Annotated in this window: 29 protein-coding genes and 2 pseudogenes; 15 read left to right on the forward strand and 16 right to left on the reverse strand. The window is 68.8% G+C overall.

The window, feature by feature from the left end; translation table 11 throughout:
* Positions 1–35: 35 nt before the first annotated feature.
* From BMW35_RS01770 to BMW35_RS01790, 6 genes are all read right to left on the reverse strand, one after another.
* Positions 36–482 carry a DUF5799 family protein gene (locus tag BMW35_RS01770; protein ID WP_089667487.1) on the reverse strand — a complete coding sequence of 149 codons (447 nt, stop codon included), beginning with the start codon at positions 480–482 and terminating at the stop codon, positions 36–38.
* Positions 483–564: 82 nt separating this feature from the next.
* Positions 565–960, reverse strand: coding sequence for an OsmC family protein (locus BMW35_RS01775; protein ID WP_089667489.1), 396 nt, complete (start codon positions 958–960; stop codon positions 565–567).
* A 174-nt stretch (positions 961–1,134) separates the two neighbouring features.
* Complete coding sequence (locus BMW35_RS01780; protein WP_089667490.1) at positions 1,135–1,533, reverse strand: hypothetical protein; 399 nt, start codon at positions 1,531–1,533, stop codon at positions 1,135–1,137.
* A 130-nt stretch (positions 1,534–1,663) separates the two neighbouring features.
* On the reverse strand, positions 1,664–1,822 hold the full coding sequence (locus BMW35_RS15450; protein WP_177170753.1) for a hypothetical protein: 159 nt from the start codon (positions 1,820–1,822) through the stop codon (positions 1,664–1,666).
* Positions 1,823–1,958: 136 nt separating this feature from the next.
* Positions 1,959–2,507: a hypothetical protein gene (locus BMW35_RS01785; protein WP_089667493.1), complete on the reverse strand. Its 549-nt coding sequence runs from the start codon at positions 2,505–2,507 to the stop codon at positions 1,959–1,961.
* 150 nt (positions 2,508–2,657) lie between these two features.
* On the reverse strand, positions 2,658–3,380 hold the full coding sequence (locus BMW35_RS01790) for a metal-dependent hydrolase (protein ID WP_089667494.1): 723 nt from the start codon (positions 3,378–3,380) through the stop codon (positions 2,658–2,660).
* Positions 3,381–3,479: 99 nt separating this feature from the next.
* Here BMW35_RS01790 and BMW35_RS01795 point away from each other — a divergent pair, with 99 nt between their 5' ends.
* From BMW35_RS01795 to BMW35_RS01810, 4 genes are all read left to right on the forward strand, one after another.
* A complete protein-coding gene (locus BMW35_RS01795; RefSeq protein ID WP_089667495.1) occupies positions 3,480–4,463 on the forward strand; it encodes an aldo/keto reductase in 984 nt (327 codons plus the stop codon).
* 61 nt (positions 4,464–4,524) lie between these two features.
* On the forward strand, positions 4,525–5,259 hold the full coding sequence (locus BMW35_RS01800) for a fumarylacetoacetate hydrolase family protein (protein ID WP_089667497.1): 735 nt from the start codon (positions 4,525–4,527) through the stop codon (positions 5,257–5,259).
* 59 nt (positions 5,260–5,318) lie between these two features.
* The gene (locus BMW35_RS01805; RefSeq protein WP_089667499.1) at positions 5,319–5,837 is read left to right on the forward strand and encodes a gluconate 2-dehydrogenase subunit 3 family protein; all 519 of its coding nucleotides are present in this window, start codon (positions 5,319–5,321) and stop codon (positions 5,835–5,837) included.
* Complete coding sequence (locus BMW35_RS01810) at positions 5,834–7,432, forward strand: GMC family oxidoreductase (protein ID WP_089667502.1); 1,599 nt, start codon at positions 5,834–5,836, stop codon at positions 7,430–7,432. Before BMW35_RS01805 ends, BMW35_RS01810 begins: the two co-directional genes overlap by 4 nt.
* Positions 7,433–7,449: 17 nt before the next feature.
* Here BMW35_RS01810 and BMW35_RS01815 read toward each other — a convergent pair whose 3' ends face one another.
* The 3 genes from BMW35_RS01815 to BMW35_RS01825 are packed head-to-tail and all read right to left on the reverse strand — an operon-like array spanning position 7,450 to position 8,815.
* Positions 7,450–7,884, reverse strand: a complete 435-nt coding sequence (locus BMW35_RS01815) for a Rieske (2Fe-2S) protein (protein WP_089667504.1) — start codon at positions 7,882–7,884, stop codon at positions 7,450–7,452.
* A gap of 39 nt (positions 7,885–7,923) precedes the next feature.
* On the reverse strand, positions 7,924–8,349 hold the full coding sequence (locus BMW35_RS01820) for a hypothetical protein (protein WP_089667507.1): 426 nt from the start codon (positions 8,347–8,349) through the stop codon (positions 7,924–7,926).
* A gap of 46 nt (positions 8,350–8,395) precedes the next feature.
* Positions 8,396–8,815 (reverse strand): hypothetical protein, encoded by a 420-nt coding sequence (locus tag BMW35_RS01825; RefSeq protein WP_089667508.1) that lies wholly within the window; start codon positions 8,813–8,815, stop codon positions 8,396–8,398.
* Between the two features lie 101 nt (positions 8,816–8,916).
* Here BMW35_RS01825 and hisC point away from each other — a divergent pair, with 101 nt between their 5' ends.
* The 6 genes from hisC to BMW35_RS15220 are packed head-to-tail and all read left to right on the forward strand — an operon-like array spanning position 8,917 to position 12,601.
* Positions 8,917–9,993 carry a histidinol-phosphate transaminase gene (hisC, locus tag BMW35_RS01830; RefSeq protein WP_089667509.1) on the forward strand — a complete coding sequence of 359 codons (1,077 nt, stop codon included), beginning with the start codon at positions 8,917–8,919 and terminating at the stop codon, positions 9,991–9,993.
* Positions 9,990–10,499 (forward strand): adenylate kinase family protein, encoded by a 510-nt coding sequence (locus BMW35_RS01835; RefSeq protein ID WP_089667510.1) that lies wholly within the window; start codon positions 9,990–9,992, stop codon positions 10,497–10,499. Before hisC ends, BMW35_RS01835 begins: the two co-directional genes overlap by 4 nt.
* Entirely contained in the window at positions 10,496–11,095 is a 600-nt protein-coding gene (locus tag BMW35_RS01840) for a CDP-alcohol phosphatidyltransferase family protein (RefSeq protein WP_089667512.1), read from the forward strand. The genes BMW35_RS01835 and BMW35_RS01840 overlap by 4 nt, the downstream gene beginning before the upstream one ends.
* 41 nt (positions 11,096–11,136) lie before the next feature.
* Positions 11,137–11,676: a multiprotein bridging factor aMBF1 gene (locus tag BMW35_RS01845; protein ID WP_089667514.1), complete on the forward strand. Its 540-nt coding sequence runs from the start codon at positions 11,137–11,139 to the stop codon at positions 11,674–11,676.
* Positions 11,677–11,730: 54 nt separating this feature from the next.
* Positions 11,731–12,378, forward strand: a complete 648-nt coding sequence (gene tpiA / locus BMW35_RS01850) for a triose-phosphate isomerase (protein ID WP_089667516.1) — start codon at positions 11,731–11,733, stop codon at positions 12,376–12,378.
* 43 nt (positions 12,379–12,421) lie between these two features.
* Positions 12,422–12,601, forward strand: a complete 180-nt coding sequence (locus tag BMW35_RS15220; RefSeq protein WP_143052126.1) for a hypothetical protein — start codon at positions 12,422–12,424, stop codon at positions 12,599–12,601.
* A 76-nt stretch (positions 12,602–12,677) separates the two neighbouring features.
* Here BMW35_RS15220 and BMW35_RS01855 read toward each other — a convergent pair whose 3' ends face one another.
* Together BMW35_RS01855 and dinB are read right to left on the reverse strand one after the other, a co-directional pair.
* Positions 12,678–12,953 carry a hypothetical protein gene (locus tag BMW35_RS01855; RefSeq protein ID WP_089667518.1) on the reverse strand — a complete coding sequence of 92 codons (276 nt, stop codon included), beginning with the start codon at positions 12,951–12,953 and terminating at the stop codon, positions 12,678–12,680.
* 30 nt (positions 12,954–12,983) lie between these two features.
* Positions 12,984–14,162 (reverse strand): DNA polymerase IV, encoded by a 1,179-nt coding sequence (gene dinB / locus BMW35_RS01860; protein WP_089670317.1) that lies wholly within the window; start codon positions 14,160–14,162, stop codon positions 12,984–12,986.
* Positions 14,163–14,442: 280 nt separating this feature from the next.
* On the opposite strand from dinB, the gene BMW35_RS15455 reads away from it, so the two are divergent.
* Positions 14,443–14,580: a hypothetical protein gene (locus BMW35_RS15455; protein WP_177170754.1), complete on the forward strand. Its 138-nt coding sequence runs from the start codon at positions 14,443–14,445 to the stop codon at positions 14,578–14,580.
* A 135-nt stretch (positions 14,581–14,715) separates the two neighbouring features.
* The gene (locus BMW35_RS01865; RefSeq protein WP_089667521.1) at positions 14,716–16,167 is read left to right on the forward strand and encodes an RtcB family protein; all 1,452 of its coding nucleotides are present in this window, start codon (positions 14,716–14,718) and stop codon (positions 16,165–16,167) included.
* Positions 16,168–16,185: 18 nt separating this feature from the next.
* Here BMW35_RS01865 and BMW35_RS01870 read toward each other — a convergent pair whose 3' ends face one another.
* The gene (locus BMW35_RS01870) at positions 16,186–16,950 is read right to left on the reverse strand and encodes a GTP cyclohydrolase III (RefSeq protein ID WP_089667523.1); all 765 of its coding nucleotides are present in this window, start codon (positions 16,948–16,950) and stop codon (positions 16,186–16,188) included.
* Positions 16,951–17,223: 273 nt separating this feature from the next.
* Between BMW35_RS01870 and BMW35_RS01875 the strand changes: the two are divergent.
* Positions 17,224–18,616, forward strand: a pseudogene (locus BMW35_RS01875) (PQQ-dependent sugar dehydrogenase).
* A gap of 65 nt (positions 18,617–18,681) precedes the next feature.
* Positions 18,682–18,894, forward strand: coding sequence for a hypothetical protein (locus BMW35_RS16025; protein ID WP_089667525.1), 213 nt, complete (start codon positions 18,682–18,684; stop codon positions 18,892–18,894).
* A 105-nt stretch (positions 18,895–18,999) separates the two neighbouring features.
* Here the strand turns inward: BMW35_RS16025 and BMW35_RS01885 are convergent, their stop codons facing one another.
* The 4 genes from BMW35_RS01885 to BMW35_RS01900 all read right to left on the reverse strand — a co-directional run bounded on the left by BMW35_RS01885 (position 19,000) and on the right by BMW35_RS01900 (position 21,907).
* Positions 19,000–19,593 (reverse strand): archaellin/type IV pilin N-terminal domain-containing protein, encoded by a 594-nt coding sequence (locus tag BMW35_RS01885; RefSeq protein WP_089670318.1) that lies wholly within the window; start codon positions 19,591–19,593, stop codon positions 19,000–19,002.
* Between the two features lie 167 nt (positions 19,594–19,760).
* Entirely contained in the window at positions 19,761–20,120 is a 360-nt protein-coding gene (locus BMW35_RS01890) for a hypothetical protein (protein WP_089667527.1), read from the reverse strand.
* Between the two features lie 69 nt (positions 20,121–20,189).
* Positions 20,190–20,486 (reverse strand): DUF3006 family protein, encoded by a 297-nt coding sequence (locus BMW35_RS01895; RefSeq protein WP_089667528.1) that lies wholly within the window; start codon positions 20,484–20,486, stop codon positions 20,190–20,192.
* Positions 20,486–21,907: a lamin tail domain-containing protein gene (locus tag BMW35_RS01900; RefSeq protein ID WP_089667532.1), complete on the reverse strand. Its 1,422-nt coding sequence runs from the start codon at positions 21,905–21,907 to the stop codon at positions 20,486–20,488. The genes BMW35_RS01895 and BMW35_RS01900 overlap by 1 nt, the downstream gene beginning before the upstream one ends.
* A 208-nt stretch (positions 21,908–22,115) precedes the next feature.
* Between BMW35_RS01900 and BMW35_RS01905 the strand changes: the two are divergent.
* Positions 22,116–23,294: pseudogene (locus tag BMW35_RS01905) on the forward strand (LeuA family protein); the annotation flags it as partial.
* Positions 23,295–23,554 lie beyond the last annotated feature (260 nt).

Genomic DNA, 23,554 nt, shown 5'->3' on the forward strand with positions numbered 1-23,554 from the left:
CCGGCGACGCTGCCCGAGACCGGCGGTCGGCGCGGCTACGACTCGCCGGCAGCGGCGCGCCGGACTTCTTCGAAGCGGCCCTCCTCCTCGAGGAACGCCTGCAGTTCGTCGGCGTAGGCCTGGGCGAGCTCCTGTGATTCGTCCGCCAGCTCCTCGTGGTCGTCGTCGTCACCGCCGATGCCGAGCGCGTCCTTGATACCGCCGACGACGCCGCTGCCGCCCGAGGAGTCGCCGCCGGGCCCCATCCCGCCCATCTGCTGGTCGACGTTGTCCATCTCCGGCAGCACGTGCTCCAGGCTGGACGTGTTCGCGACGATGCGGGCCGCCTCGGGGTCGTCGGCGTCCTCGAACTCGAACTCGACGGCGGTCATCACGAGTCCCCACTGGGGCCGGGAGAGTCCCGACGCCTGCACGCGGTCCGCGAACTGCTGGTCGACGCTCATTCGCGCGCCGACGATGAGGTCCTGCCATCCGTCAGTCATACCCACGGCTACGCGGGGCGCTGGCTTGTATGCTGCGACCAAAGAACAGTGTGTGTCTGGGCCGCTGCGGGCCCGTGTCCCGTTAGAACGCGCCGGTCTCGCCGGAAATCTCGGCGTGAAGGGCCTCGCGGAGCGCGCTGTGGACGTGGCAGATGTCCTCGGCGCGGTCGACGACTGCGTCGAACTCGTCGTCGTCGAGGTCGGCTTCCACGAGCAGGTGGAAGCGGATGGCGGTGAGGTCGTCGTCGTCGTCGAGGTCACCCTCCACGTCGATGTCGATGCGGCCGAGGTCGTCGAAGCCCTCCTGCTGGCCGCCGACGCGGAACGCCGGGATGAAACAGGACGCGTAGTCCGCGAGCAGCGTCGCGTTCGGGTTCGGACCGTCCTCGTCCGTGGCGTCGATGGTCAGTTCGAAGTCCCCGACGCGGGACCGCGTGGTGTAGCCTTCCTCGGATGTGCTGGTAACTTCGATGGTCATTGCGTCCGGATAGTCGCCCGCCCGCGGTGTAAGCGTTGTTCTTCCGGTGGGGTTATTTCGAGTGCCGTCACCGGCAAATGGAATCGGTCCGACTGTCTGATTCCTCACGGCCTCGGCGTCCATCGCCACCAGCGTGGGCTGTGCAACTCCGACGGTTCAGAGACCTGACTGTATTCAGGCTCCGGGAGAACGCTGGTGCTCCACTGGTCTGTCTCTCCGTACGCGATGTACGTAGGCCGCGACAAGGATGGCAACGAGACCGACGGTACCGAGAACACGAGCAGCAGGGAGTGTAACCACTGGTGGAACAGCTCTCTGACTGAGGAACGCGTCAGTCACCGCCCCGAGCACGCTGAGGGAGAGGACACCGGTCCACAACCCCATAATTGCGTATCCGAGCTCGTCGAGATTGGCAGTCGTTACTGCGTGCCCGAGAAGCACTGCACCGGTACAGACTGGCACGAAGAGGAGGGGTCGAACGGGGTCCACCACGAAGATACCAGCACCGAGAGAGACTGCCGTGAAGTACACGGAAGCCGTGACGACGAGCCGGAGCGAGCGGAGGCCAGCCATACGTGGTCATCAGTCCCACGAGTCCGTAATCATATCCCAGACTGAGCCACTCAGACGGAACGAGCGAGTGATGCGCCGTGCCAAGGAATCGGGATTTTCCGAGGGGAGATTCGCAGAGGCGACGCTGAACTCACTCGCCGGGACGGAGCGCGCCGACGACGCCCACCGCTAATCCAATCAGCATGATTCCGAACTCAAAGTCCATCGGGAGTGAGCTACTGCTAACGAGAATGAATCCACCGAACAATACGAGCAGAATCCCCAGTTCAACTTCGATTTGTTTATTCATAGAACTATTGCGTTCTTGATTTAGGATAGTGCTTGGGGGTTGCGACCGCTGTTTGTCCTCGTTCGGTCGCCGTGGCTGGTACCAAGAGCGGCGAACCCAGATATTCGGCGTTCTACAGACGTGCTGAACGGACGTTTCACCGCTGGCTGTTTTCCGTGTAGTACGATATCAGGTCGTTTGCCGAGCTGTATCTGTACTGCTGGGTGTTCTCCCCGGAAGAGCCGTAGTAGTGTGTCACCAGCTCCCCGGACGCCGGATGGACGCCCGCGACAACGGCTCCGCTTCGACCTTCTGTGGCGTACGGGAGACACCGGCGGGCATTCCCTTCGGCGAGCGCGGTCTCCATTTTCCCGCCAGCGTCGGGGCCAACGAAAACGAGTAGCGACCCGCCACAGACGGCGTCGACGAGCTTCCTGTCCCTCGACGATGTCTCAGCGGCCACGAGCACGAGCGTGGCGTCCGCTAGCTCGTCGACGGTGTTTGCATCTGGTTCCAGTGAGAGTGGGAACCCCTCGCCGACGAATGCGGGCTCAGAGCGAGTCTCGACTTTGGAATTGCGTTCACTCGGCGCTTCAGTGGTGGGCTCGGCTCCCGCTGGCGAGGAGGGAATCAGTCCGGCACAACCGGACAGCGAGACGCTCGCGCCAACGGCAGCGAGGACCGTTCGACGGGTAGTGTGGCGCATGTTCCGACGCAGAATCAATAGGTTAAAATAACGGCTGGTTCCGGTAGCGAAGCTAGACGGGACCGTGAGCCTGTACCCTGCTAGAATCGGCGCTGCGACTGGCTCGATGCTCGAAAGCCGGAATTCGCTACTCGGCCTGTGTTCTCGGTGCTATCGCGCGTCCGAGAGGTCGACCGTCTCGTCGCCGTCGAGGACGCGGACGTCGGCCTGACTGCCGGTGGCCGCCACTTCGCGCTCGAAGTCCTCGATGTCGACCTCGATTGGCGGGAAGGTGTCGTAGTGCATCGGGAACGCGACGTCGACGTCGAGCCAGTCGACAGCGACGGCGGCCTGCATCGGCCCCATGGTGAAGTGGTCACCGACCGGGACCGCGGCGGCGTCCGGTTCGAGGAAGGTCGCGGTGACGTCCCGCATCTCGGTCTGGAGGCTGGTGTCGCCGGCGTGGTAGAACGTCGTCGAGTCCTCGTCGGCGACCTGCGTCGGCTTGGTGTCCGAGACGACGTAGCCGGCGGGCGTCCCAGCGGAGTGCTCGTAGCCGGTGTCCAGGCCGTTGGTGTGGTCCGCGCGCACCATCGTGACGAACGCGTCGCCGAGTTCGACGGTGCCGCCGAGGTTCATGCCGGTGGTGTCCTCGACGCCGTACTCGTCGGCGACGTAGCCCGTGAGTTCGGGTGTGCCGACCGTGTGAACGTCGGCGAACGCACCGACGTGCGCGATGTGGTCCGCGTGGCCGTGCGTGAGCAGGACGTGGTCGGGGTCGAGCTCCTCGGGGTCCGTGTCCGTGTGCGGATTGTCGAAGAACGGGTCGATGAGGAAGTCCGTCTCGCCGACCGTTACGCCCCACGTCGAGTGACCGTACCAGGTGAGTTCCATGCCGATTCACTGTTCTCCTGAAGAACACTTAAAAGGTGGCGGCGGGGTCGGCTGGACCGCTTCCCACACCGTTACGTGCGGGGACGGAGACGTTCCAGTATGGACACGCGACCACTCGGCTCGACCGGCTTCGACGTGACCGAGGTCGGCCTGGGCACGTGGGAGATCGGCGGCGAATGGGGCGAGGTCGGCGAGGACGAAGCCAAGCACGCCGTCCGCGCCGCGCTCGACGCGGGCGTGAACGTCCTCGACACGGCGGACGTCTACGGCGACGGCCGCAGCGAACGCCTCATCAGCGAGGTCCTCTCTGAGCCCGACGAGGACCCCGTGGTCGCCACGAAGGCGGGTCGCCGACTCGACCCGCACGACGCCGACCGGTACAACCGAGAGAATCTCGAACAGTTCGTCGACCGCTCTCGCGAGAATCTCGGCGTGGACAGCCTCGACCTGCTCCAGTTGCACTGTCCGCCGACGGACGTCTACTACCAGCCCGAGACGTTCGACGCGCTCGCCGACCTGAAGGCAGCGGGCAAACTCGACCACTACGGTGTGAGCGTCGAACGCGTCGAGGAGGGGATGAAGGCAATGGAGTACCCGGGCGTGGAGACCGTCCAGATAATCTTCAATCCGTTCCGCCAGCGGCCCGCCGAGGCGTTCCTCGACGCCGCCTACCGGAACGACGTGGGCGTCATCGTACGCGTCCCACTGGCCTCCGGCCTGCTCACGGGGAACATCGACGCGGACGCGGAGTTCCCGGAGAACGACCACCGGAACTTCAACCGCGACGGCGATGCCTTCGACGTCGGTGAGACGTTCGCTGGTGTCCCCCTCGACGACGGCGTGCGGGCCGTCGAGGCGCTGCGCGAGCACGTCCCCGACCACCTCACGATGGCGCAGTTCGCGCTCCGCTGGATTCTCGACTTCGACGCCGTCTCCACGGTCATCCCGGGGTCGACGACACCCGAGCACATCGAGAGCAACGTCGCCGCCTCCAACGCCGCACCGCTCACCCACCAGACCCACGGCGCAGTCCGGGACGTCTACGAGCTCACTGTCGAGGAGCACGTCCACCAGCGCTGGTAACACGCCCGAGCGGGCTGCCGCTCCCGGAACCCTCAAGCGGCCACCGGGGGAATCGGCGGTCATGCACCAGATGCGCTTCAGAGACCCCGCCGGTGCCGTCCGGACGGGCGAGTACGACGAGGAGTCCGACGCCGTCACCGCGGCCGGCCGCACCTACGATGTCGACGACGTAGACGTGCTGCCGCCCTGCGAGCCGTCGAAGGTCGTCTGCGTCGGCCGGAACTACGTCAAGCACGCCGACGAGCGCGACGAGGATGTCCCCGACCGCCCGCTGCTGTTCCTGAAGCCGCCGAACGCCGTCGCCGGCCACGGCGACACCACACCGCTGCCGGCGGACCGGTACGTCGAGCACGAGGCCGAACTCGCCGTCGTCGTCGGCGAGCAGGCCCGGAACCTCGACGAGGCGGATGCGCTGGACGCCGTTGCGGGCTACACGGTCGCCAACGACGTGTCGAACCGCACCGATCAGGACCGCGAGCAGAACTGGGTGCGCGGCAAGGCCTTCGACGGGGCGTGCCCGCTGGGACCGGTGCTGGCGACGCCCGATGAGGTGCCCGAGGACGCCGCCGTCGAACTCCGCGTGAACGGCGAGACGCGGCAGTCGTCGTCCACTGAGCACTTTGTTTTCGATGTTCCCGCACTGCTGGCCGAGATTACGGGGTACCTGACGCTCGAACCCGGTGACGTGGTGCTCACGGGGACGCCCGAGGGCGTTGACGAACTCACCGACGGCGACAGCGTGACGGTCGAAGTCGAGGGCGTCGGGACGCTCGAACACACTGTCGAGCGCGCCTGAGTCCGGGCTTTCGCTGCGAACGCAACCCTGAAGTTTAGGCTCGCCTAAGCCGCGGGTAGATGGAGCTGACGCGCCGCGACGTGCTGGCCGCGCTCGCCGCCGGTGGTGCGGCCGCTGGTGCCGGTGTCTCGCTGTCCAGTGGCCCCGGCGAGGGCCCGGTCGGCGACCACGAGATCGACACGCTCGTCGCCGTCGCCCGCGTCGTCTACCCGACCGAGGTCGCCGGCGTCGAGTCGTTCGTCCGACAGTACAGCGTCGAGCGCGCCCGCGACCGACCCGAGTACGCAGCGGGCGTGGCGGACGCCGTCGCCGTCCTCGACGAGTACAGTCGGACGTGGTCTGACGCCGACTTCGCCGACCTCGACACCGAGCGCGCGGACCGCACGCTCTCGGGGTTCGAGGTCGACACTGCCGACCCCGACCCGGACGGCAGTGACCGCGAGCGCGTCCGGTACTACCTCGTGAACGAACTGCTGTACGCGCTGTTCTCGACGCCGACCGGCGGCAGACTGGCGGGCATCGAGAACCCGCAGGGCCACCCCGGCGGCAGCGCCTCCTACCAGCGGGGGCCCGAATGAACCGCCAGCCCTCGGAGCGCGTCGACGTCTGCATCGTCGGTGCGGGCCCCGCCGGCGGACTGATGGCGCACAGGCTCGCCAGCCGCGGCCACGACGTGGTCGTGCTGGAAGCGGGCCCGCGGTTCGACGCCGACCGCGACGACCGCGAGCGTCGGATGGAGCGCTCGATTCGGCCCGCCCACGGCCCGAACTCGGTGTGGGGGATGGGCGGCGACCGCGACGCTTACGCGTCGACCGGCGAGCGTCACTACCCCCTGAACGCGGCCCGCGTGAAGGGCGTCGGCGGGTCGACGCTCCACTGGCAGGGGATGGTGATGCGGCTCCACGAGCGGGACTTCCGGCTCGAATCGGCGGCCGGCGTCGGTTCGGATTGGCCCATCGGCTACGGGGACCTGCAGTCCTACTACGCCGACGCCGAAGACGAACTCGGGGTGGCGGGGGCCAGCGACAACCCCTTCGCGCCGCCCCGCGAGCAGCCCCACCCGCAGCCGGCGTTCGAGCCGAGCTACTCCGACTCGCTGTTCGCCGACGCCTGCGAGGACCTCGGAATTTCGACGCACTCCGTGCCGAACGCCAGGCTGTCTGCGGGCCGCGAGGACCGCAGCGCGTGCGTCGGCTACGGCACCTGCCAGCCGGTCTGTCCGTCGGGCGCGAAGTACGACGCGACGATCCACGTCGAGCGCGCCGAGGACGCCGGGGCGCGAGTCCTCGACCGAGCGCCCGTGCAGCGCCTCGTTCACGGCGACGCGGGTGACCGCGTGACGGCTGCCGTCTACGCCACGCCGGACGGCGACGAGCACCGCCAGGAAGCCCGCGAGTTCGTGCTCGCGGCGGGCGGCGTGGAGAACCCCCGGCTGCTCCTGCTCTCGGAGAGCGAGCAGTACCCCGACGGCCTCGCGAACTCCTCGGGACTCGTGGGGCGGTTCTTCCACGACCACCTGTTCGCGGGCGTCGGCGGCACACTCGACGAGCCGACCCGCCAGAACCACGTGGGCTTCAACACGACCGAGAGCCACCAGTTCTACGACCAGCCGGCGGACGGCTCGCGCGGAGCCATCAAACTGGAGTTCCTGAACTACGCCGGCCCGAGCCCCGTCGAGATGGCGCTCGGTGGCGAGGACTGGGGGGACGCGATGCTCGACCGGATTCGGGACGACTACGGAACGCACGTCGCAGTCGGCGCGCTCGTCGAGCAGCAGCCCCGGGCGGAGAACCGGGTTCGGCTCCACCCCGAGCGCACCGACGACCACGGCAACCCCGTGCCGGACGTGGTGTGGTCGCTGTCCGACTACGAGCGGCGGGCCATCGAGCGCGCGAACGAGATTCAGCGTTCGATTCTCGGCGAACTCGGCGCGGACGTCGAGTGGACCGTCGGCCCCGAGAACACGGGCCCGGCGTACCACCACATGGGCACGACCCGGATGGGCGACGACCCCGAGTCGAGCGTGGTGGACGCAGAGCTCCGGACCCACGACCTCGGGAACCTCACCGTCGCGTCGTCGAGTGTCTTCCCGACGGGCGGCGCGATGAACCCGACGCTCACCATCGCGGCGCTCGCGCTGAAGGCCGCCGACCACGTCGACGACCGGCTCTGAGTGGGACCCGCGGCAGCTCAGAACTGGAGGTGGCTCGTCGAACTCGAGCCGTCGTCGTCCCCGTCGTCGTTCGGGAGGCCGTCGTAGAGGTACCGGACGTCGTCGTCGACAAGGTACACCTGCCCGTCCTCGACGTCGACGTCCACCGAGGGCAGCGTCGTGTCCGCGGCGTCCCCGTTGTCGCAGTGCCCCGAACACGTGTCGAACATCGACCCGTGTTTCGGGCAGACGACACCGCCCTCGCGCGTAACGGCACCGACGTCCTCACGGTAGAGTCGCTGTGCCTCGTGCGTGCAGCGGTTCACCCATGCCTGCACTGGCGGCCGGTCGTCGTCCTCGCAGGGCACGAGGAAGTAGCTCGCCGTGTCGTCGTGTTCGTCCCGCACGGTGAACGCCCACGCGCCCTCCTCGGTGACGGTGTCGACACTCGTCAGTCGGTAGCGGTCGGCCATAGGAGAAGCGAGTGCGCGCCTGTCAGTTAGTCCTCCCGCTCAGAGCGCCAGCGAGACGAGGTAGCCGGCGTCCAGCAGGAGCGCGACGGCGAGCACCGCACCGCCGTAGAGGAACGTCGTCGCGTCGTCGCCGGACTCGATGCGGCTGCCGGCGACCTCCGTGATGCCCGTGAGCAGGAACCAGAGCACGACCATGCCGAGGACGGCGTGCCCGCGGCCCGAGCCGGTCAGAACGCCGCTGTCGGTGTACCCGCCGAGCGTGAGCATGTAGCCGCCCGTCAGGACGAGCAGGACCGCGGAGGCCCGGGAGACGTTGCGGAGCGTGCCCGCGATGGACTCCCGAACGCTCGTGGAGACGTTCGCGGCGATACCGGGCACCGTGAGCGCAGCGAACAGCACGCTGCCGGTGAGGAGCCCGGCGAACACCATGTGCGTCGCGTAGACTGCTGTCTCGATGACTGTCATGTGCTGGCCGAGGGACGGCACGCTCCTAAAAGCGGTGATGGCGGAATCACGACACTCGGTACGCGGCGTTCAGCGAGACCAGCGCGCGGAGGCCGACGACCCAGGAGACCGCTATCGCCGCCAGCATCTCGGGCGTCGGACTGAGACTCTCGACTGTCCCCGCCACCACGCCTCCGACGACGAGCCCGGTGGCCGTGCCGGCAGCAACTCCGAGCGCAGCGGCATTCGCGTGCCGGACGACCTGCGTACTCCGCTCGACCTCGTCGGCGAACTGCTCGAAGTCGAACCGCTCGGGCGCGGATCGCAGCCCGACTCGCAGCGCGTACGTCGGCGCGACCGCGCTGGCGAAGACGACGACCGTCTTCGGGGGGATTCCGCTTGCGACCGCCTTCGCGGCCGTTCCGAGAGCGACACCGACGACCCAGAGCACTGCGATACTCCCGAGCAGTTCCAGCCGCGCTCGCATCGTACAGACGTGTCGGACTGGGGGGAAATATAGCTTCACACCGCGGCCGCCCGTCATCCCGTGAAGGCACGCTTAAGGCCCGTCCGCCACTCCCCTCGGACATGGAACTACGGGACCTCTCCGACCACGTCGAGTACCGGGCGGGTCGGGGCATCGAGGAAGTCGCGCGCGAACTCGGGCGCGACCCCTCGGACTTCGTGAAGCTCTCGTCGAACGAGAACCCCCACGGCCCGAGCCCGAAGGCGGCGGTCGCAATCCGGGAGGCCGCGACGGAGGTCCACCGCTACCCGAAAGCCGTCCACGCGGACCTGACGGCCGCGCTCGCCGAGCAGTGGGGCGTCACCGACGAACAGGTCTGGCTGGCGAACGGCGGCGACGGCGCGCTGGACTACCTCGCGCGAGCCACCCTCGACCCGGACGACGAGGTGCTCGTCCCCACGCCGGGGTTCACGTACTATGGTATGAGCGCGCGCTTCCACCACGGCAGGGTGTCGGAGTACGCCGTCGAAGAGGGGGGTGATGGCTTCGAGATGACGCCCGAGGCCGTCCTCGACGCGTACGACGGCGAGCGCGTCGTCTACCTCACGAGCCCGCACAATCCGACGGGCGCTCGGTTCACGCTCGACGAAGTCGAGACGGTCGCCGACGAGACCGACGAGGACACGCTCGTGGTCGTCGACGAGGCCTACGGCGAGTTCGCGGACGCGCCCTCCGCCGTCTCGCTGCTGGACGAGCGCGATGACGTCGCCGTCCTCCGGACGTTCTCGAAGGCGTACGGGCTGGCCGGCACCCGGCTCGGCTACGCGGTCGTCCCCGGGTCGTGGGGCGACGCGTACGCTCGCGTGCAGACGCCGTTCGCGGCGAGCGTGGTCGCCTGCGAGGCCGGGCTCGCCGCACTGGGCGACGACGAGCACGTGGCGAAGACGACCGAGAGCGTCGAGTGGGGCCGCGAGTACATCCACGATGAACTCGACGCCCGCACCTACGAGAGCCACGGGAACTTCGTGCTCGCGAACGTCGGCGACGCGGCGAGCGTCACCGAGGCGGCGAAACGCGATGGCGTCCTGATTCGGGACTGCACGAGCTTCGGGCTGCCCGAACACGTCCGCGTCACGGTCGGCACCCGCGCGGAGACGGATCGCGCCGTCGACACGCTGAACGAGGTGCTGGGCGAGTGAGAGTCGCGGTCACGGGCACCCCGGGCACCGGGAAGACGACCGCCACAGAGCTACTCGACACCGACCTCGATGTCGAACACCTCAACGACCTGGTCGCCTCGGAGGGCCTCTACAACGAGGTCGACGACGCCCGGGGCAGCAAGGTCGTGGACGTCGACGCCGCCCGTGCGTACTTCGAAGGGCGCGACGACCTGCTCGTGGAGTCCCACCTCGCACACCACCTCGACGACCTGGACCGCGTGGTCGTGTTGCGGTGCGAGCCCGGCGAACTGGACGACCGGCTCCAGGACCGCGGCGAACCACCCGAGAAAGCGGGCGAGAACGCCGAGAGCGAGGCGCTCGACGTCATCCTCTCGGAGGCCGTCCGCGACCACGGCCGGGAGACGGTGTACGAGATAGACACGACCGGCCGCGACCCGGAGGCGGTCGCGAGCGACGTGCAGGCCGTCTTGGACGGCGACCGGGACCCGTCGGCCGGCGACGTGGACTTCACCGACTACCTATGACACTCGACCAGTACCGGGACATCGCCGACCGACTGCTCGCGCCCTGGGTGCGCGCCGCGAAGGCCGTCGGCGCGACGCCGAACGCCGTGAGCGTCGTCGCGTTCGGGCTCGCAGTCGGGGCGGGTGCCGCGTTCTGGGTGGCGACGCCGCTGGCGTACGCCGGTGGCGCGCTGCTGGTGTTCCTGAACGGCTGGCTGGACCTGCTGGACGGCGCGCTCGCCCGGGAACTCGGCACGGAATCGGAGGCCGGGGACATGCTCGACCACGTCCTCGACCGGTACGCCGACGTGGTCGTGGTGTCGGGGCTCGCCGCGGGCCTCGACCAGTTCGGGCTCGGGCTGGCGGCCGTCACGGGCGTGCTGCTCACCTCCTACCTCGGCACGCAGGCGCAGGCAGTCGGCCTCGACAGGGTGTACGGCGGGCTGCTCGGGCGCGCGGACCGCCTCGCGCTCGTCGGCGCGACGACCGCCGTGACCGCGCTCGTCCCGACCGTCGCGGGCTACTCGCCGGTGGCGGCGCTGCTGGTCGTGTTCGCGGTCGTCGGCCACCTCACGGCGGTCCAGCGGTTCGTCTCGGCGTGGCGGCAGCTCGCCTGACGGGCGTGCATTTTAAGCGTCGGCCACGGCTACCCTTCTCCATGGCCCAGTGCGAGATGTGTGGCAAGGAGGTCTCGAACCCGAAGACCGTGAAGGTCGAGGGAGCAGAGATCGACGTCTGCGACGACTGTGCCGACTTCGGCACGGAAGTCAAGACGGACTCGTCCTCGTCCACCAGCACGAAGTACTCGACGTCCTCGTCCAGCCAGTCCTCCGGGTCCTCCGGTAGCTCGCAGTCCTCCGGAGGGTCCTCGGGCGGCCGACGACGCCGGGACATGTTCGACGAGATGGAGGAACTGGCCGGCGACTACGACGACCGGCTGCGGAACGCCCGCGAGCAGGAGGGGCTGAGCCAGGAGGAGCTCGCCGACGAACTCAACGAGAAGGCCAGCGTCATCCGGAAGCTGGAGCGCGGCGACAGCCTCCCGAGCGACGACGTGCGGGAGAAGCTGGAGAACCACCTCGGCATCTCGCTCACCGAGAGCGGCGACGCGGACGCCGACGAGGACTGGTCGTCGAGCGGCGGCAGCGCCGGCCTAACGCTCGGCGACAAGGTCCGGCGCAAGGGCGACGACGGCTGAGCGCGGACCGACGCGATAGCTACCTTTTTGCCGCGTGCGATCCCCGAAACGCCTGTGTTCGTACTCGTCAATCTGAAGGCGTACCCCTGTGACCCGGTCGCGGTCGCCGAGGCCGCAGCGGACGTCGCCGGCGACACCGAGGCGACGGTCGCGGTCGCCCCGCAGGCCGCCGACCTCGCGCGGGTCGCCGACACCGGCGTCACCACGTACGCACAGCACGTCAGCCCGAACGGCCACGGCAGCCACACCGGCAGCACGCTCGCCGAGTCCGTCGCCGACAACGGTGCCGTCGGCACGCTCCTGAACCACTCCGAGGCCCGCCGGAAGCTCGCGGACATCGACGGCAGCCTCGACGCAGCGGCGCGCGCCGACCTCGACACGGTCGTCTGCGCGAACAACCCCGAGCAGGTGGCGGCCGCCGCGGCGCTCGGCCCGGACGCCGTCGCCGTCGAGCCGCCGGAGCTCATCGGCACCGGGACACCGGTCTCGCAGGCCGACCCGGACGTCGTGGAGGACGCTGTCGACGCCGCGGCGGCCGTCGACCCGAGCGTCGACGTCTACTGCGGTGCCGGCATCAGCACGGGCGATGACGTCGTCGCCGCAGAGGAACTGGGCGCGAGCGGCGTCCTGCTCGCGTCGGGCGTCGCGAAAGCCGACGACCCGCGCACGGCGCTCGAAGACCTCGTCGCGCCGCTGGACTGAGAACAGTCACAACGCCGAAGTGCGGTCGCAGCGACCCACCGGTATGGCCGCCAGAGATGCGACTCTATTCGGTATCGCTCTGATACTCGCTGCCGGGTTCTTCATGGTGAACGACCTGATTCAACGAGGCAATCCGACGTCGCTCTCTGTCTACGGCGTGCTCGGCGGGCTCGTCGTCTCGTTCCTCGGGGCAGTGGCGGGCCTCCCCGAGGAACCGAGCTGAGAGCACACTGCTTGTGACTACGGCCAGTGACCGCACTGTCGGCATCGATGGCGGGGTCACGAGATCAGTTCGAGAATCAGGCGGGTTCGATGACGTAGTGGCCCTCAGTTTGCTCGCGAAGCACGCTGTCCTCCCGCAGTTTGACGATGTGGCCCGTGGGCTGCTGTTCGGTCTCGTGGTCGGCCGTCGTGCGCACGAGGTGGCCGACAATCTGTGCGCTCGGCGGGGCCTGGGCCGCGCCGCAGTCGTAGATGGTCAGCAGTTCACCGCCGTCCAGCGCCTCGTAGACCACGACGTGGGCGTGGCGGGCCAGCGTCCAGGTGTCTTCGCCCGCGCTCGGGAGCTTGTTCACACCGCTGGCTACGCCCGCCCAGACAAAAGCCTACTCGAACTCGCCGAGACTCGCCTGCCCCTCGCGCTCGTCGTCACGGCTCCAGTCGCGGTCGCCCTCGTCGGCGTCGCCGTCCTCGCCTCCGGTCGACGGCTCGTCGCCGCCGAACCCGGTGAGGCTGGTCTGGTCGCGCTCGGAGAAGTCCAGATTCGAGACGCGGACGCCGACCTTCCGGACGGCCTCGTCCGCGAACTCGTCGAGGAGGCCCTGTGACACGTCGTGAACGAGGTCCGGGTCGTCGACGGGTCCGGGCAGCGACTCGGCGCGCGTGTGGACGTCGTAGGGGGGCGTGACGACTTTCACGCCGATGGTGCGGTAGAAGGCGTTCTTGCGGCTGGCGCGGTCGGCGACCGCCTCGCCGAGCGCGGCGGCCTGCTCGCGGACCGCGTCGAAGTCCTGGGTGGCACCGTCGAAGGAGGACTCCCGGGAGAGGCTCTTCGGGTCGCCCCGTGGCTCGACCGGTCGGTCGTCCTCGCCGCGGGCGCGCCGGCGGAGCTCCCGGCCGCGGTCGCCGAACTCGGCTTCGAGCTCGTAGGGGTCGGCGTCGGCAAGGTCGCCGGCCGTCTCGATGTCGAGCGCGCGGAGTTCCCTCGCGCGGACGGGACCGACGCCGTGGACGTCCGCGATGTCGATGGGCGCGAGGAACTTCCGGACCTCCTCGGGCTGGACGACGACGAGGCCGTCGGGCTTGTCGTAGTCGCTCGCGAGCTTCGCCGTGCTCATGTCGGGGGCGACGCCGACGCTCGCGGGGACGCCGACCTCCCGCGAGATGCGCTGTTTGACGTGGCGGCCGAACCCCTCGGCGACCTCCCACGCGGTCCGCTCGGTGACATCCAGGTAGGCCTCGTCGATGCTCACCTCCCGGACGGTGTCCCCGAGTTCGTACAGAATCTCCTTGACCTCGCTCGCCACGTTCTGGTAGTAGTCGATGTCGACCGGCCGGTAGTAGCCCGCCTCGGGGTTGTCGGGGTCGTTGGCCTTCCGGGGGAGCCGGTCGAGGGCGGCCGAGATGGCTTGCGCGCTCTCCACGCCGTACTCCCGGGCCTCGTAGCTCGCGGTGGCGACCGCGCCGACGGTCTTGCCCGCCTCGTAGCCCATGCCGACGACGAGCGGCTCGCCCGCGAGCTCGGGTTCGCGGCGGCGCTCGCAGGACGCGTAGAAGCAGTCCATGTCCACGTGGAGGACGATGCGCTCCTCGCGTGTCGAACTCGCGTCCTGCGTGTACTCGTCCAGCGTCAGCGCCTCTCACCCCGGCTCCGGTCACCCGAGCCCGGTCCACTGCGCGTTCCGGCCACTGTCCGAGCGCTCGAACGGCTGCCCGCAGTGTGCGTCGCAGCGGTCACGTGACGCGGAGAGGTTCGGCCCACACCGAAAAGACGTTGACGACCGTGCTCGCGGTGGCCGGGCCGACACCAGAACTGGTTACTGCCGGCACCAGCTACGCCCACGCATGGGTCGACTCCGACAACTCGGCTTCCTGCTCGGCATCGCCAGCATCGCCTACGTTCTCAAGAAGGGACTGGACGACACTGTAGACCACTCCGACCCCGTTGCGCCGGCCGACGCCGGCACGACCGGCGAAGCGTAGCTCTGGCGTCGCGGACGGACCACGGCCACCGACGTTAATTTCTGTCACACGACGCGAGTGTTCAAGTTCCAGTAGCCCGTCGCAGTACCTGTAGTCGCGTCCGCACTGCGGGCGACGACCCCAGTTGGTGAGACGATGCCCGAAGACACAATCACGATCGACGGAGAGTACGCGACAGTCGAAATCAAGGCGACGAACGTCGACGAGGCCACGCTCGACCAGGTCGAGTCGATCGCCGACCACGAGGCGTTCCGGAACGACATCCGCGTGATGCCCGACGCGCACGCTGGCGCTGGTGCCGTCATCGGGTTCACGATGCCGCTCGGCGAGCGCATCTGCCCGAACACGGTCGGCGTCGACATCGGCTGCGGGATGACCGCGTTCGACCTCGGCGAGCAGCCACACGACCGGCTCCAGGACGACCCGGCAGCCGTAGACCGGGCCATCCGGGAGCGGGTGCCCCTCGGCGCGGACACGTTCGGGGACGTCGACGAAGCCGTCGACTTCCACATGATAGACGACTTCCCGTGGGACGAGTGCGAGCGGAAGGTGCGCCAGCTCACCGAGCACAACGACGTCGGCATCAGCGTCGACGCGGAGTTCGGCGGCGAGTACTTCACCGACCTCTGCGAGCGAGTCGGGTACAGCCAGCGGCGGGCCATCAACTCCGTCGGGACGCTCGGCGGCGGCAACCACTTCGTGGAGGTCGCGCGCAGCGAGGAGACCGGCCACTACTGGGTCGTCGTCCACAGCGGCTCGCGCGGCATCGGGCTGACCATCGCCCAGTACTGGCAGGACCGGGCGACGGAGCTCTGTGACGACCGCGCCGACCGCGCTCGCGAGGCGCTGGCGGAGGTCCCCGAGTTCGCGTACAAGTTCGACCTCGACTCGGTCTCGGACGCGACGCTCGTCACGTGGCTGCTCGGCGGCCGGGGCGAGGACTGGAAGGCAACCGACGAGATTCGGACGCGACTCAACGGCGAGGAAATCAGTGACCTCGTGGACGACCTCCGCGACATCGGGCGGATGGTCGAGGCCGCCGGCGACGACGACGGCGACGACCTCGACTACCTCTCCGGGGCGGCCCGCGAGGGGTACCTCCGCGACATGGTGTTCGCGCAGACGTACGCGGCGGTGTCTCGGCGTCGGATGGCCGAGGCCGTCGCCGACGTGCTGGACGCCGAGGTGCTGGACAGCGTCGTGTCGACGCACAACTACGTCGACTTCGAGGACCTCGTGATTCGGAAGGGCGCGACGCGCGTCCACGAGGGCGAGCGCGGGGTCATCCCGTTCAACATGCGGGACGGAGCCGTCCTCGTCCGAGGGCTCGGCAACGAGGACTGGCACCGGAGCGCGCCACACGGCGCGGGTCGCCGGGGGAGCCGCCGGTGGGCGTTCGACGAGTTCGACGTGAAGACGTTCCGCGAGGAGATGCGGGACGTGTACTCGTCGAGCGTGACCGAGGCGACGCTCGACGAGGCTCCGATGGCGTACAAGGACACCGACGGCATCCTGTCCGCGCTGGAGGCGACGGCGACCGTCGAGGAGACGCTGACGCCGGTGCTGAACGTGAAAGCCGAGGAGTAGTCTGGCGGCCGGTCGCGGTCAGTGCAGGTCGCCTTCGACGTCGGTCTCGTCCTCGCGTGCGAGTTCGAGCGCGTGCTTGGCTCCCATGCCGGCGTCGTGGGGTGACGCGCCCGTTCCGACACCCACCCGGAGGTCGACGCCGGCGGTCTCGCGCACGTGTTCGACGGCCTCGGCGTAGTCGTCCTCGGAGAGACCGGGGCAGACGGCGATGATGTTGTCGCCGCCGACGAAGAACGACAGCGAGTCGTGGGCGACGTGCATGTGCTTCATGAGTTCGGCGTACCCCTGCTCGATGTGGATGAACGAGGAGAACGCGTCCAGTTCGTCGGTGTACTTGCCCGTGGCGTCGACGACGTCGAAGTGCGCGATCTGGACGTCGTCGTCGCTGCGCTCGGACTCGGGGACCGGCTGGCCGAGCAGGAGTTCGCTGCGGTCGGCGTCTTGGGCGCTGCCCTCGTCTTGGATGGCCGCGGTGGCTTCGACGAGCGCGTCTGCGGGGGTGGCTCCCGTCCCGATGGAGAGGCTGACGGTGACGGGGTAGCGGTTCCGAATCGACTCCTGGATGCGGGCGTGGTCTTCGAGGTCGAGGCCGTTCGTGACCGCGACCATGTTGTCGAAGCGCGTGAAGAAGGTGTAGCCGTCACGCATCCCGATGGCCTGCGAGAGGTCGGCGTACAGCCGCGACTGGAGCGTCTGGAGGTCGACTTCCCGCCGGGGGGACGGCGTCACGGTCCACGGTCCGTAGTTGTCGAGTTGGACGAGAGTGACCTGCGTGTTCGTCACGATACCGGACACTCACCGCGCGCCGGATATATCGGTTTTGGATTGCGTTCCATATTTGGGTACGTGGGGTGGAGACCGAGACCTGTTCCTCACCGGTGCCGATCTCCACGTGCGCGTCGAACGCCAGCTGGGGTTACGCCCCGGCTGTCGGCCGGTTTCCGACCGGGTCCAGACACGCCCCGTCAAAACCTAACATGGTTGCGGCCCTCGTGGATGGTATGCGACCACTCAGCCGCGCACTCGCGTCGTCCGACACGCTCCCGGGGTGGACTGATGACTGACGACCGTCGGCACACCCGCCGCCAGGTCCTCCGCGCGGGGTTCGCCCTCGGCGCGGGCAGCGCGCTCGCAGGCTGCCTGACACTCGACACCGGCTTCGGGTCGTCCGACCAGCCCAGCCGAACGACGACCGTCCGGGACGGCGGGACGACGCCGACGGGTAGTCGAAGCGAGACGCCCGACGCCGTCGGCACCGAGTTCGTCGCCGGCGGCTTCGCGAACCCGCTCGGCGTCGAGTTCGCACCAGGCGACACGGGGACGCCGTACGTCGTCGACCAGCCCGGCGTCGTGTACGCAGTCGGTCGCGACGGCGTCCGCGAGGAGCCGTTCCTCGACGTGCGCGACCGGCTGGTCGACCTCTCGGGCTACGAGGAGCGCGGCCTGCTCGGCCTCGCCTTCCACCCCGACTTCGAGGCCGACAGACGCGTCTTCGCGCGATACAGCGCGCCAGCGACCGCCGACACGCCGCCGAACTACAGCCACCGCTTCGTCCTGTCGTCGTTCCGAGTCACCGAAGGCAGCGCCGACCCCGACAGCGAGACACGCCTCCTGGAACTCCCACAGCCTCAGGCGAACCACAACGCCGGGAGCGTCGCCTTCGGTCCGGACGGCTTCCTCCACGTCGGCACCGGCGACGGCGGCGGCGCGAACGACGTCGGGACCGGCCACGTCGCGGACTGGTACGACGCTACCGACGGCGGGAACGGCCAAGACGTCACGGAGAACCTCCTGGGGAGTGTTCTCCGCATCGACGTCGACACCGACGGCGACCAGCCCTACGGCATTCCCGAGGACAACCCACTCGTCGGCCGGCCGGGGCTCGACGAGCAGTACGCCTGGGGGTTCCGGAACCCCTGGCGGTTCTCGTTCACCGACGGCGACCTCTTCGTCGCGGACGTCGGTCAGAACCGCTTCGAGGAGGTGAGCGTCGTCGAGGCCGGCGGAAACTACGGCTGGAACGTCCGGGAGGGCACCCACTGCTTCGACCCGGAGACACCCGGGTCGCCCCCCGACGACTGCCCCACAGAGACAGCCGACGGCGACCCGCTCCGCGACCCCATCGTCGAGTACGCCCACGACGGGGACGACCTCTCCGGCGTCTCGGTCATCGGCGGCTACCGCTACACCGGCGACGCGCTCCCGGGGCTCGCCGGCGCATACGTCTTCCGGCGACTGGCAGGCCGACGGCCGCCTCTTCCTCGCACGACCGGACGACGGCCTCTGGGAGACCGAGACGGTCGACCTCGCGGGCAGCGACACCGGCTTGGGCCAGTACCTGCTCGCGTTCGGCCGGGACGCCGACGACGAACTGTACGTCGCCACCACCGACTCCGGGACGCCGACGGGGCAGTCGGGTGCGGTGCACCGACTCGTCTCGACCGCGTGACGGGTCGTCCCGGCAACCCGGTCCGGGTACCGAACACCAAAGACGACGGGCTTCCAGCACAGTCCATGGACCGCGACGTCACCACGAGAGACCGCATCTGGGCGTCGGTACTGCGGCACGCTCAGCGAGACGACCCGCTCTCTATCTCGAACGTCCGCAACGACATCCACTTCGACCACCGCCCTAGCGACGAGGAAGTGCGGCGCGTCCTCGAAGCCGCCAGCGAAATCGGCACGGTCGAACGGACGCCGTCCGGGCACTGGGCGTTCACCAACTAGCGCAGTCGCAGCGGCCACTGGAAAGCGTCAGTACGACGCGCCGGAAACCGACGCTGGACCGGGCTGTGTCTGTCGAGTCCGAAAAACGACAGAGGAGAGGGACCGTTACAGATTGACGGCGTTCTTGTCCTTGAGGGACTCGGGAACGTTCGCCCAGTAGGACGTTTTCGAGCCGTACTGGGTGGTCAGCGTGAGCTGGACCTCCTCGCCGGCCTTCAGCCCGTCCTCCGTGATGTCGTAGGAACTCATGACGACTTTGACGCGGTCGGACTGGTCGACGAGCACGGGGTTGTTGTTGCCCTTGATCTGCTCGGTCGTGAAGTTCTCAGCGTTGGCCGCACTGCTGTTGTAGACGAGGGTGGTGGCGGTGTCCGGGCCGATCCACTGGATGGTGGACTTGCTGAGGTTGATGTTGTCGGCACCTGCAGCCTGCCGAACCGTCAGGTTCACGTAGTCGACGACCTCGCTCGAGAGCGCGGAGTCGTTGACGTTGCCGTAGGCGGAGACGACGTCGATGCGGTTAGAGACCTGTGCACTGGCTTCCTCGCCCGTGGCTGCGCCTTTGGACTGGAGGAAGCCGGCCGTGTTGATGAGGACGCCGGCGGCGATCGCTGCGACCAGCACCATCGCGATGAACACGATGAGCGTGCCGATCCCGACCTGACCGCGCTCGTCCTCGTCGTTGATGAATTCGAACATGTGCGTAGTGCCCGCGCGGATACCGACGCGAGTACTCGACTGGAGTCGCAGGGCACTCATAAACGTTCGCTCCGATTATCTGGCGTGAAAACCACGGTATGGCGGGCGCTCGGGTCAGACACTACCATCGCGGTGTCTCCCGCGCTCGTTCTTCTCAGAGTTCCGGTTCAGACGCCGGGGACGCCCACCGCATCGAACGTCGAGAGGCCGAGGAACGCGAGCGCGTAGAGCACGACGAGGACGGTGAGCCAGGCGACGAACGCGATGAGGACGGCGCTCCCCCAGCCGCCGGGATACCGGGAGTTGATGACGGCGACGTACGCGAGCAACACCAGCAACGGTCCGAGCAGCGGAATCCAGCCCAACAGGAAGCCGACGACTGCCCAGATGATGGCACCGAGCAGCGCCGTCACGATGGCGTACGTGTAGTCCTCGCGGTCGGTGACGACCCGCGCGCCGACGTAGATGCCGAGCGCGCCGACCAGGAGGCTGACGACGAAGACGACCAGAGAGTCGAGGAGCGCCATACCGGCTACCGTCGACGGACGCACTGATTGTTAGTTCCGCGTTTCGCGACCCGCCGGTGGGATCCCGGGTCAGTCCGAGTCCGGGTCGTCGTCGGCTGCCGGCGGTCGGCTGGACAGCTCGCCGAATCGCCGGCGTGCACGCCCGGAGCGCCGCTCGGACTCGTCGGGGTCGTACGACACCGCAGCTACCCGGCCGTCCTCGACCTCGACGCGCAGGACGGCGTCCACGCTGCGGCCGGCTTCGGGTAGCCGAGCCCTATCCAGCGCGCGCTCGCCGACTGTCTCGCCGTCGACTTCCAGCAGCACGACCGCCAGATCCCCCTCGAAGCGGTCCACGACGCCCGTGTAGGTTCCGTCTGCCGGCATCAGTACGCCTCCCGGGTCACAGTCGACCCGTCGTCGTCCTGCACCGTAACGATGTCCCCAGCGTTGTTCCACACCGCGCGGTCCAGTCCCCAGTAGACCGCCGTCCGTGTGTCCGTTCCGGTGCCCGTGTACAGCGTCACGCGCTCGCCGGGTCCGAGTTCGAGCCCGGTCGGGAACACGTACTCGTGGCCGGCCTTGTCGGTGACAGTCCACCCGCCGAGGTTCAGTGGCTCCGCGCCGTCGTTCTCGAAGACGACGTACTCGCCGTTCGGGTTCTCGTTGTCGTCGCCGGGTGCGTCTTCGTGGACGTCCACGACCGAGAGCGAACCGTCCATCTGCTCGGTGGTGGTCGGCGGCACGTCCGCCACCGGCCCCGCCACCGGAATCACGGCCCGGACCGCGAGGTCGTCCGCCGGTTCGGCGTCGCTCGGGGCTCCGTCTCGGAGGGCCAGCGGGCCCGTCGGCGCGTCGCGCTGTGTCGCGACGGTGACGGCGGACCCGTTACTGGTCACGCGCACCGCGCCGTGGGTGGCCGTCCAGTACGTCCGAACGCCGCGCTCGGCGAGCCGCGAGAGCACCGCCTCGTGGGGGTGGCCGTACTGGGAGTCGTACGCGCTGGAGACGACGGCGACCCGCGGCGTCGCGGCGTCGAGGAACGTCGCGCCCGAACTCGACGCGCTGCCGTGGTGGCCCGCGCTCAGCACGGTCGCGTTCAGTCCGTCGCCGTACTCGTCGACGAGGAACGCTTCGCTTTCGTCTTCGCCGTCGCCCGGCAGCAACAGCGTCGTGTTCCCGAACCCGAGTCGGAGGACGACGCTGTTCTCGTTGCGGTCGCCGCCCGCGAGGTGGCGGCGCGGCGGCGCGAGCACTTCGATGTCGACGCCGGCCATCGGAATCGGGTCGCCGGCGCGCGTCTCGTACAGGGGCACGTCGTGGGCTTCGACGGCGTCGAGGTAGTTATCGTAGGTCTGGGATGACGCCGTGATGCCGGGGTCGTAGACGGCACCGACGCCCTCGCTCTCGGTCTCGAAGTGTTCGATGACCGCGGCGTGGCCGCCGATGTGGTCGGCGTCGGCGTGACTCGTCACGAGGTAGTCGAGGCGCTCCACGCCCCGGGCGTCGAGGTACGCGAGGACGTCCTCGCCGTCGTCGCGCCAGTCCCCCGAGTCCATGAGCATCGTCTCGCCCGTCGGACCCTCGACGAAGACACTCGACCCCTGGCCGACGTCGAGAAAGTGGACAGACAGCGTGCCGTTCGGCGAGTCGACGGTTGGCTGGCTCCCCGACGCGGACTGGGAATCGGGCGGTGCGTCGGTCTGCTCGCTCGGCGCGACGGCCCCGTCGCTGACCGCGCCCGTACACCCCGCGAGGGCGACGAGGGCGACCACACCGAGAACGACGATGACTCGACGCCGGTCCATGTGTTATTCCAACACTCCCCGCGCGAATAGGTGTTCTGGGCGCACTCGCGTCCGATTCTCGGGCGAGCAGGCCGCAGTCGCGGCACCAACGAGAGGGTGCGTCCTTTGGCAACGTCTGCCAGCGGGGGAAGACGTAAGTGCAACCGCGGACTGGGGAGCGATACGATGTCTCACAACGAGACGCCCGGTGTAAGTCCGGGGGAACGGGTTCTTCGAGGGCACGTTAGCCCAGCGTAACGAGTTCGAGTCAGTCCGAGTTTTCGACACCACGCTCCGCGACGGCGAGCAGACGCCACGCACGTCGTTCAGCTACGACGACAAGCGCGACATAGCCGCCGCGCTCGACGACGCGAACGTCGACGTCGTCGAGGCCGGGTTCCCGGCCAACGGCGAGGCGGAAGCGGAGGCCGTGGCGGACGTCGCCGACGCGACCGAGGCGACGACCTGCGGGCTCGCCCGCGTCGTCGCCTCGGACGTGGACGCGGCGGTGGACGCCGGCGTGGACATGGTCCACGTGTTCGCGTCCACCAGCGACGTCCAGATCGAGGACTCGATGCACAGCACGCGCACCGAGGTCGTCGACCAGTCCGTGGCGGCCGTCGAGCGCGCCGAGGCGGCGGGCGTCGAGGTGATGTTCTCGCCGATGGACGCCACTCGGACCGACCCCGAGTACCTCGCCGAGGTCGTCGAGGCCGTCGACGACGCCGGCGTGGACTGGGTGAACGTCCCGGACACGTGCGGGGTCGCGACCCCGCGCCGGTTCGGTGAACTGGTCGAGTTCGTCGGCGACCACACCGACGCCCGAGTCGACGTGCACACGCACGACGACTTCGGACTCGCCACCGCGAACGCCCTCGCGGGCGTGGAGGCGGGCGCAGACCAGGTCCAGGTGTCGGTCAACGGCATCGGCGAGCGCGCCGGCAACGCGGCGTTCGAGGAGGTCGTGATGTCCGCCGAGAGCGTCTACGGTGCCGACTCCGGCGTCGATACGACCGCCATCGCCGACATCGCGGCGACCGTCGCCGACCGGTCGTCGGTCCCGGTGCCGGTGAACAAGCCGGTGGTGGGCACGAACGCGTTCGCCCACGAGTCCGGCATCCACGCCGCGGGCGTCATCGAGAACAGCGAGACCTTCGAGCCCGGCGTGATGACGCCGGAGATGGTGGGCGCGGAGCGCGAAGTCGTGCTCGGGAAGCACTCGGGGACACACGCCGTCCGCCAGCACCTGGAGGACGCCGGCTTCGAGCCGACCGACGAGGAGGTGCGTGCGGTCACCCGGAAGGTGAAAGCGCACGCCGCCGACGACAGGGCCGTCACCGAAACCATGCTACGGGCGTTCGCCGGCGAGGTGGGCGTCCGACGCGAACGGGGTGAGGTGACGGCGTGACGCCGGCCGGCAAGCCTTGCGCCACCAGTCACATCTATACGTGGCCGCGCGATAGCGGGGTGTACGATGCAGTCTCACACCGCACGCTCGGCCGTTCTCGCGGGCAGCGGTGTGGCTGTCGGACTCGGTATTGTAGGGGCGTAAGCTCCCTACCTACACTTCTCACCGACCCGACCGGTACCGAATTTCCAGACCGATAGCCACCGCAGCATCCGCAATGACACACGCAGCAGACACCCGAGACACGACAGCGACCGAGG

This window comes from Halobacterium jilantaiense, assembly GCF_900110535.1.
In the GTDB taxonomy this organism is placed as follows: domain Archaea; phylum Halobacteriota; class Halobacteria; order Halobacteriales; family Halobacteriaceae; genus Halobacterium; species Halobacterium jilantaiense.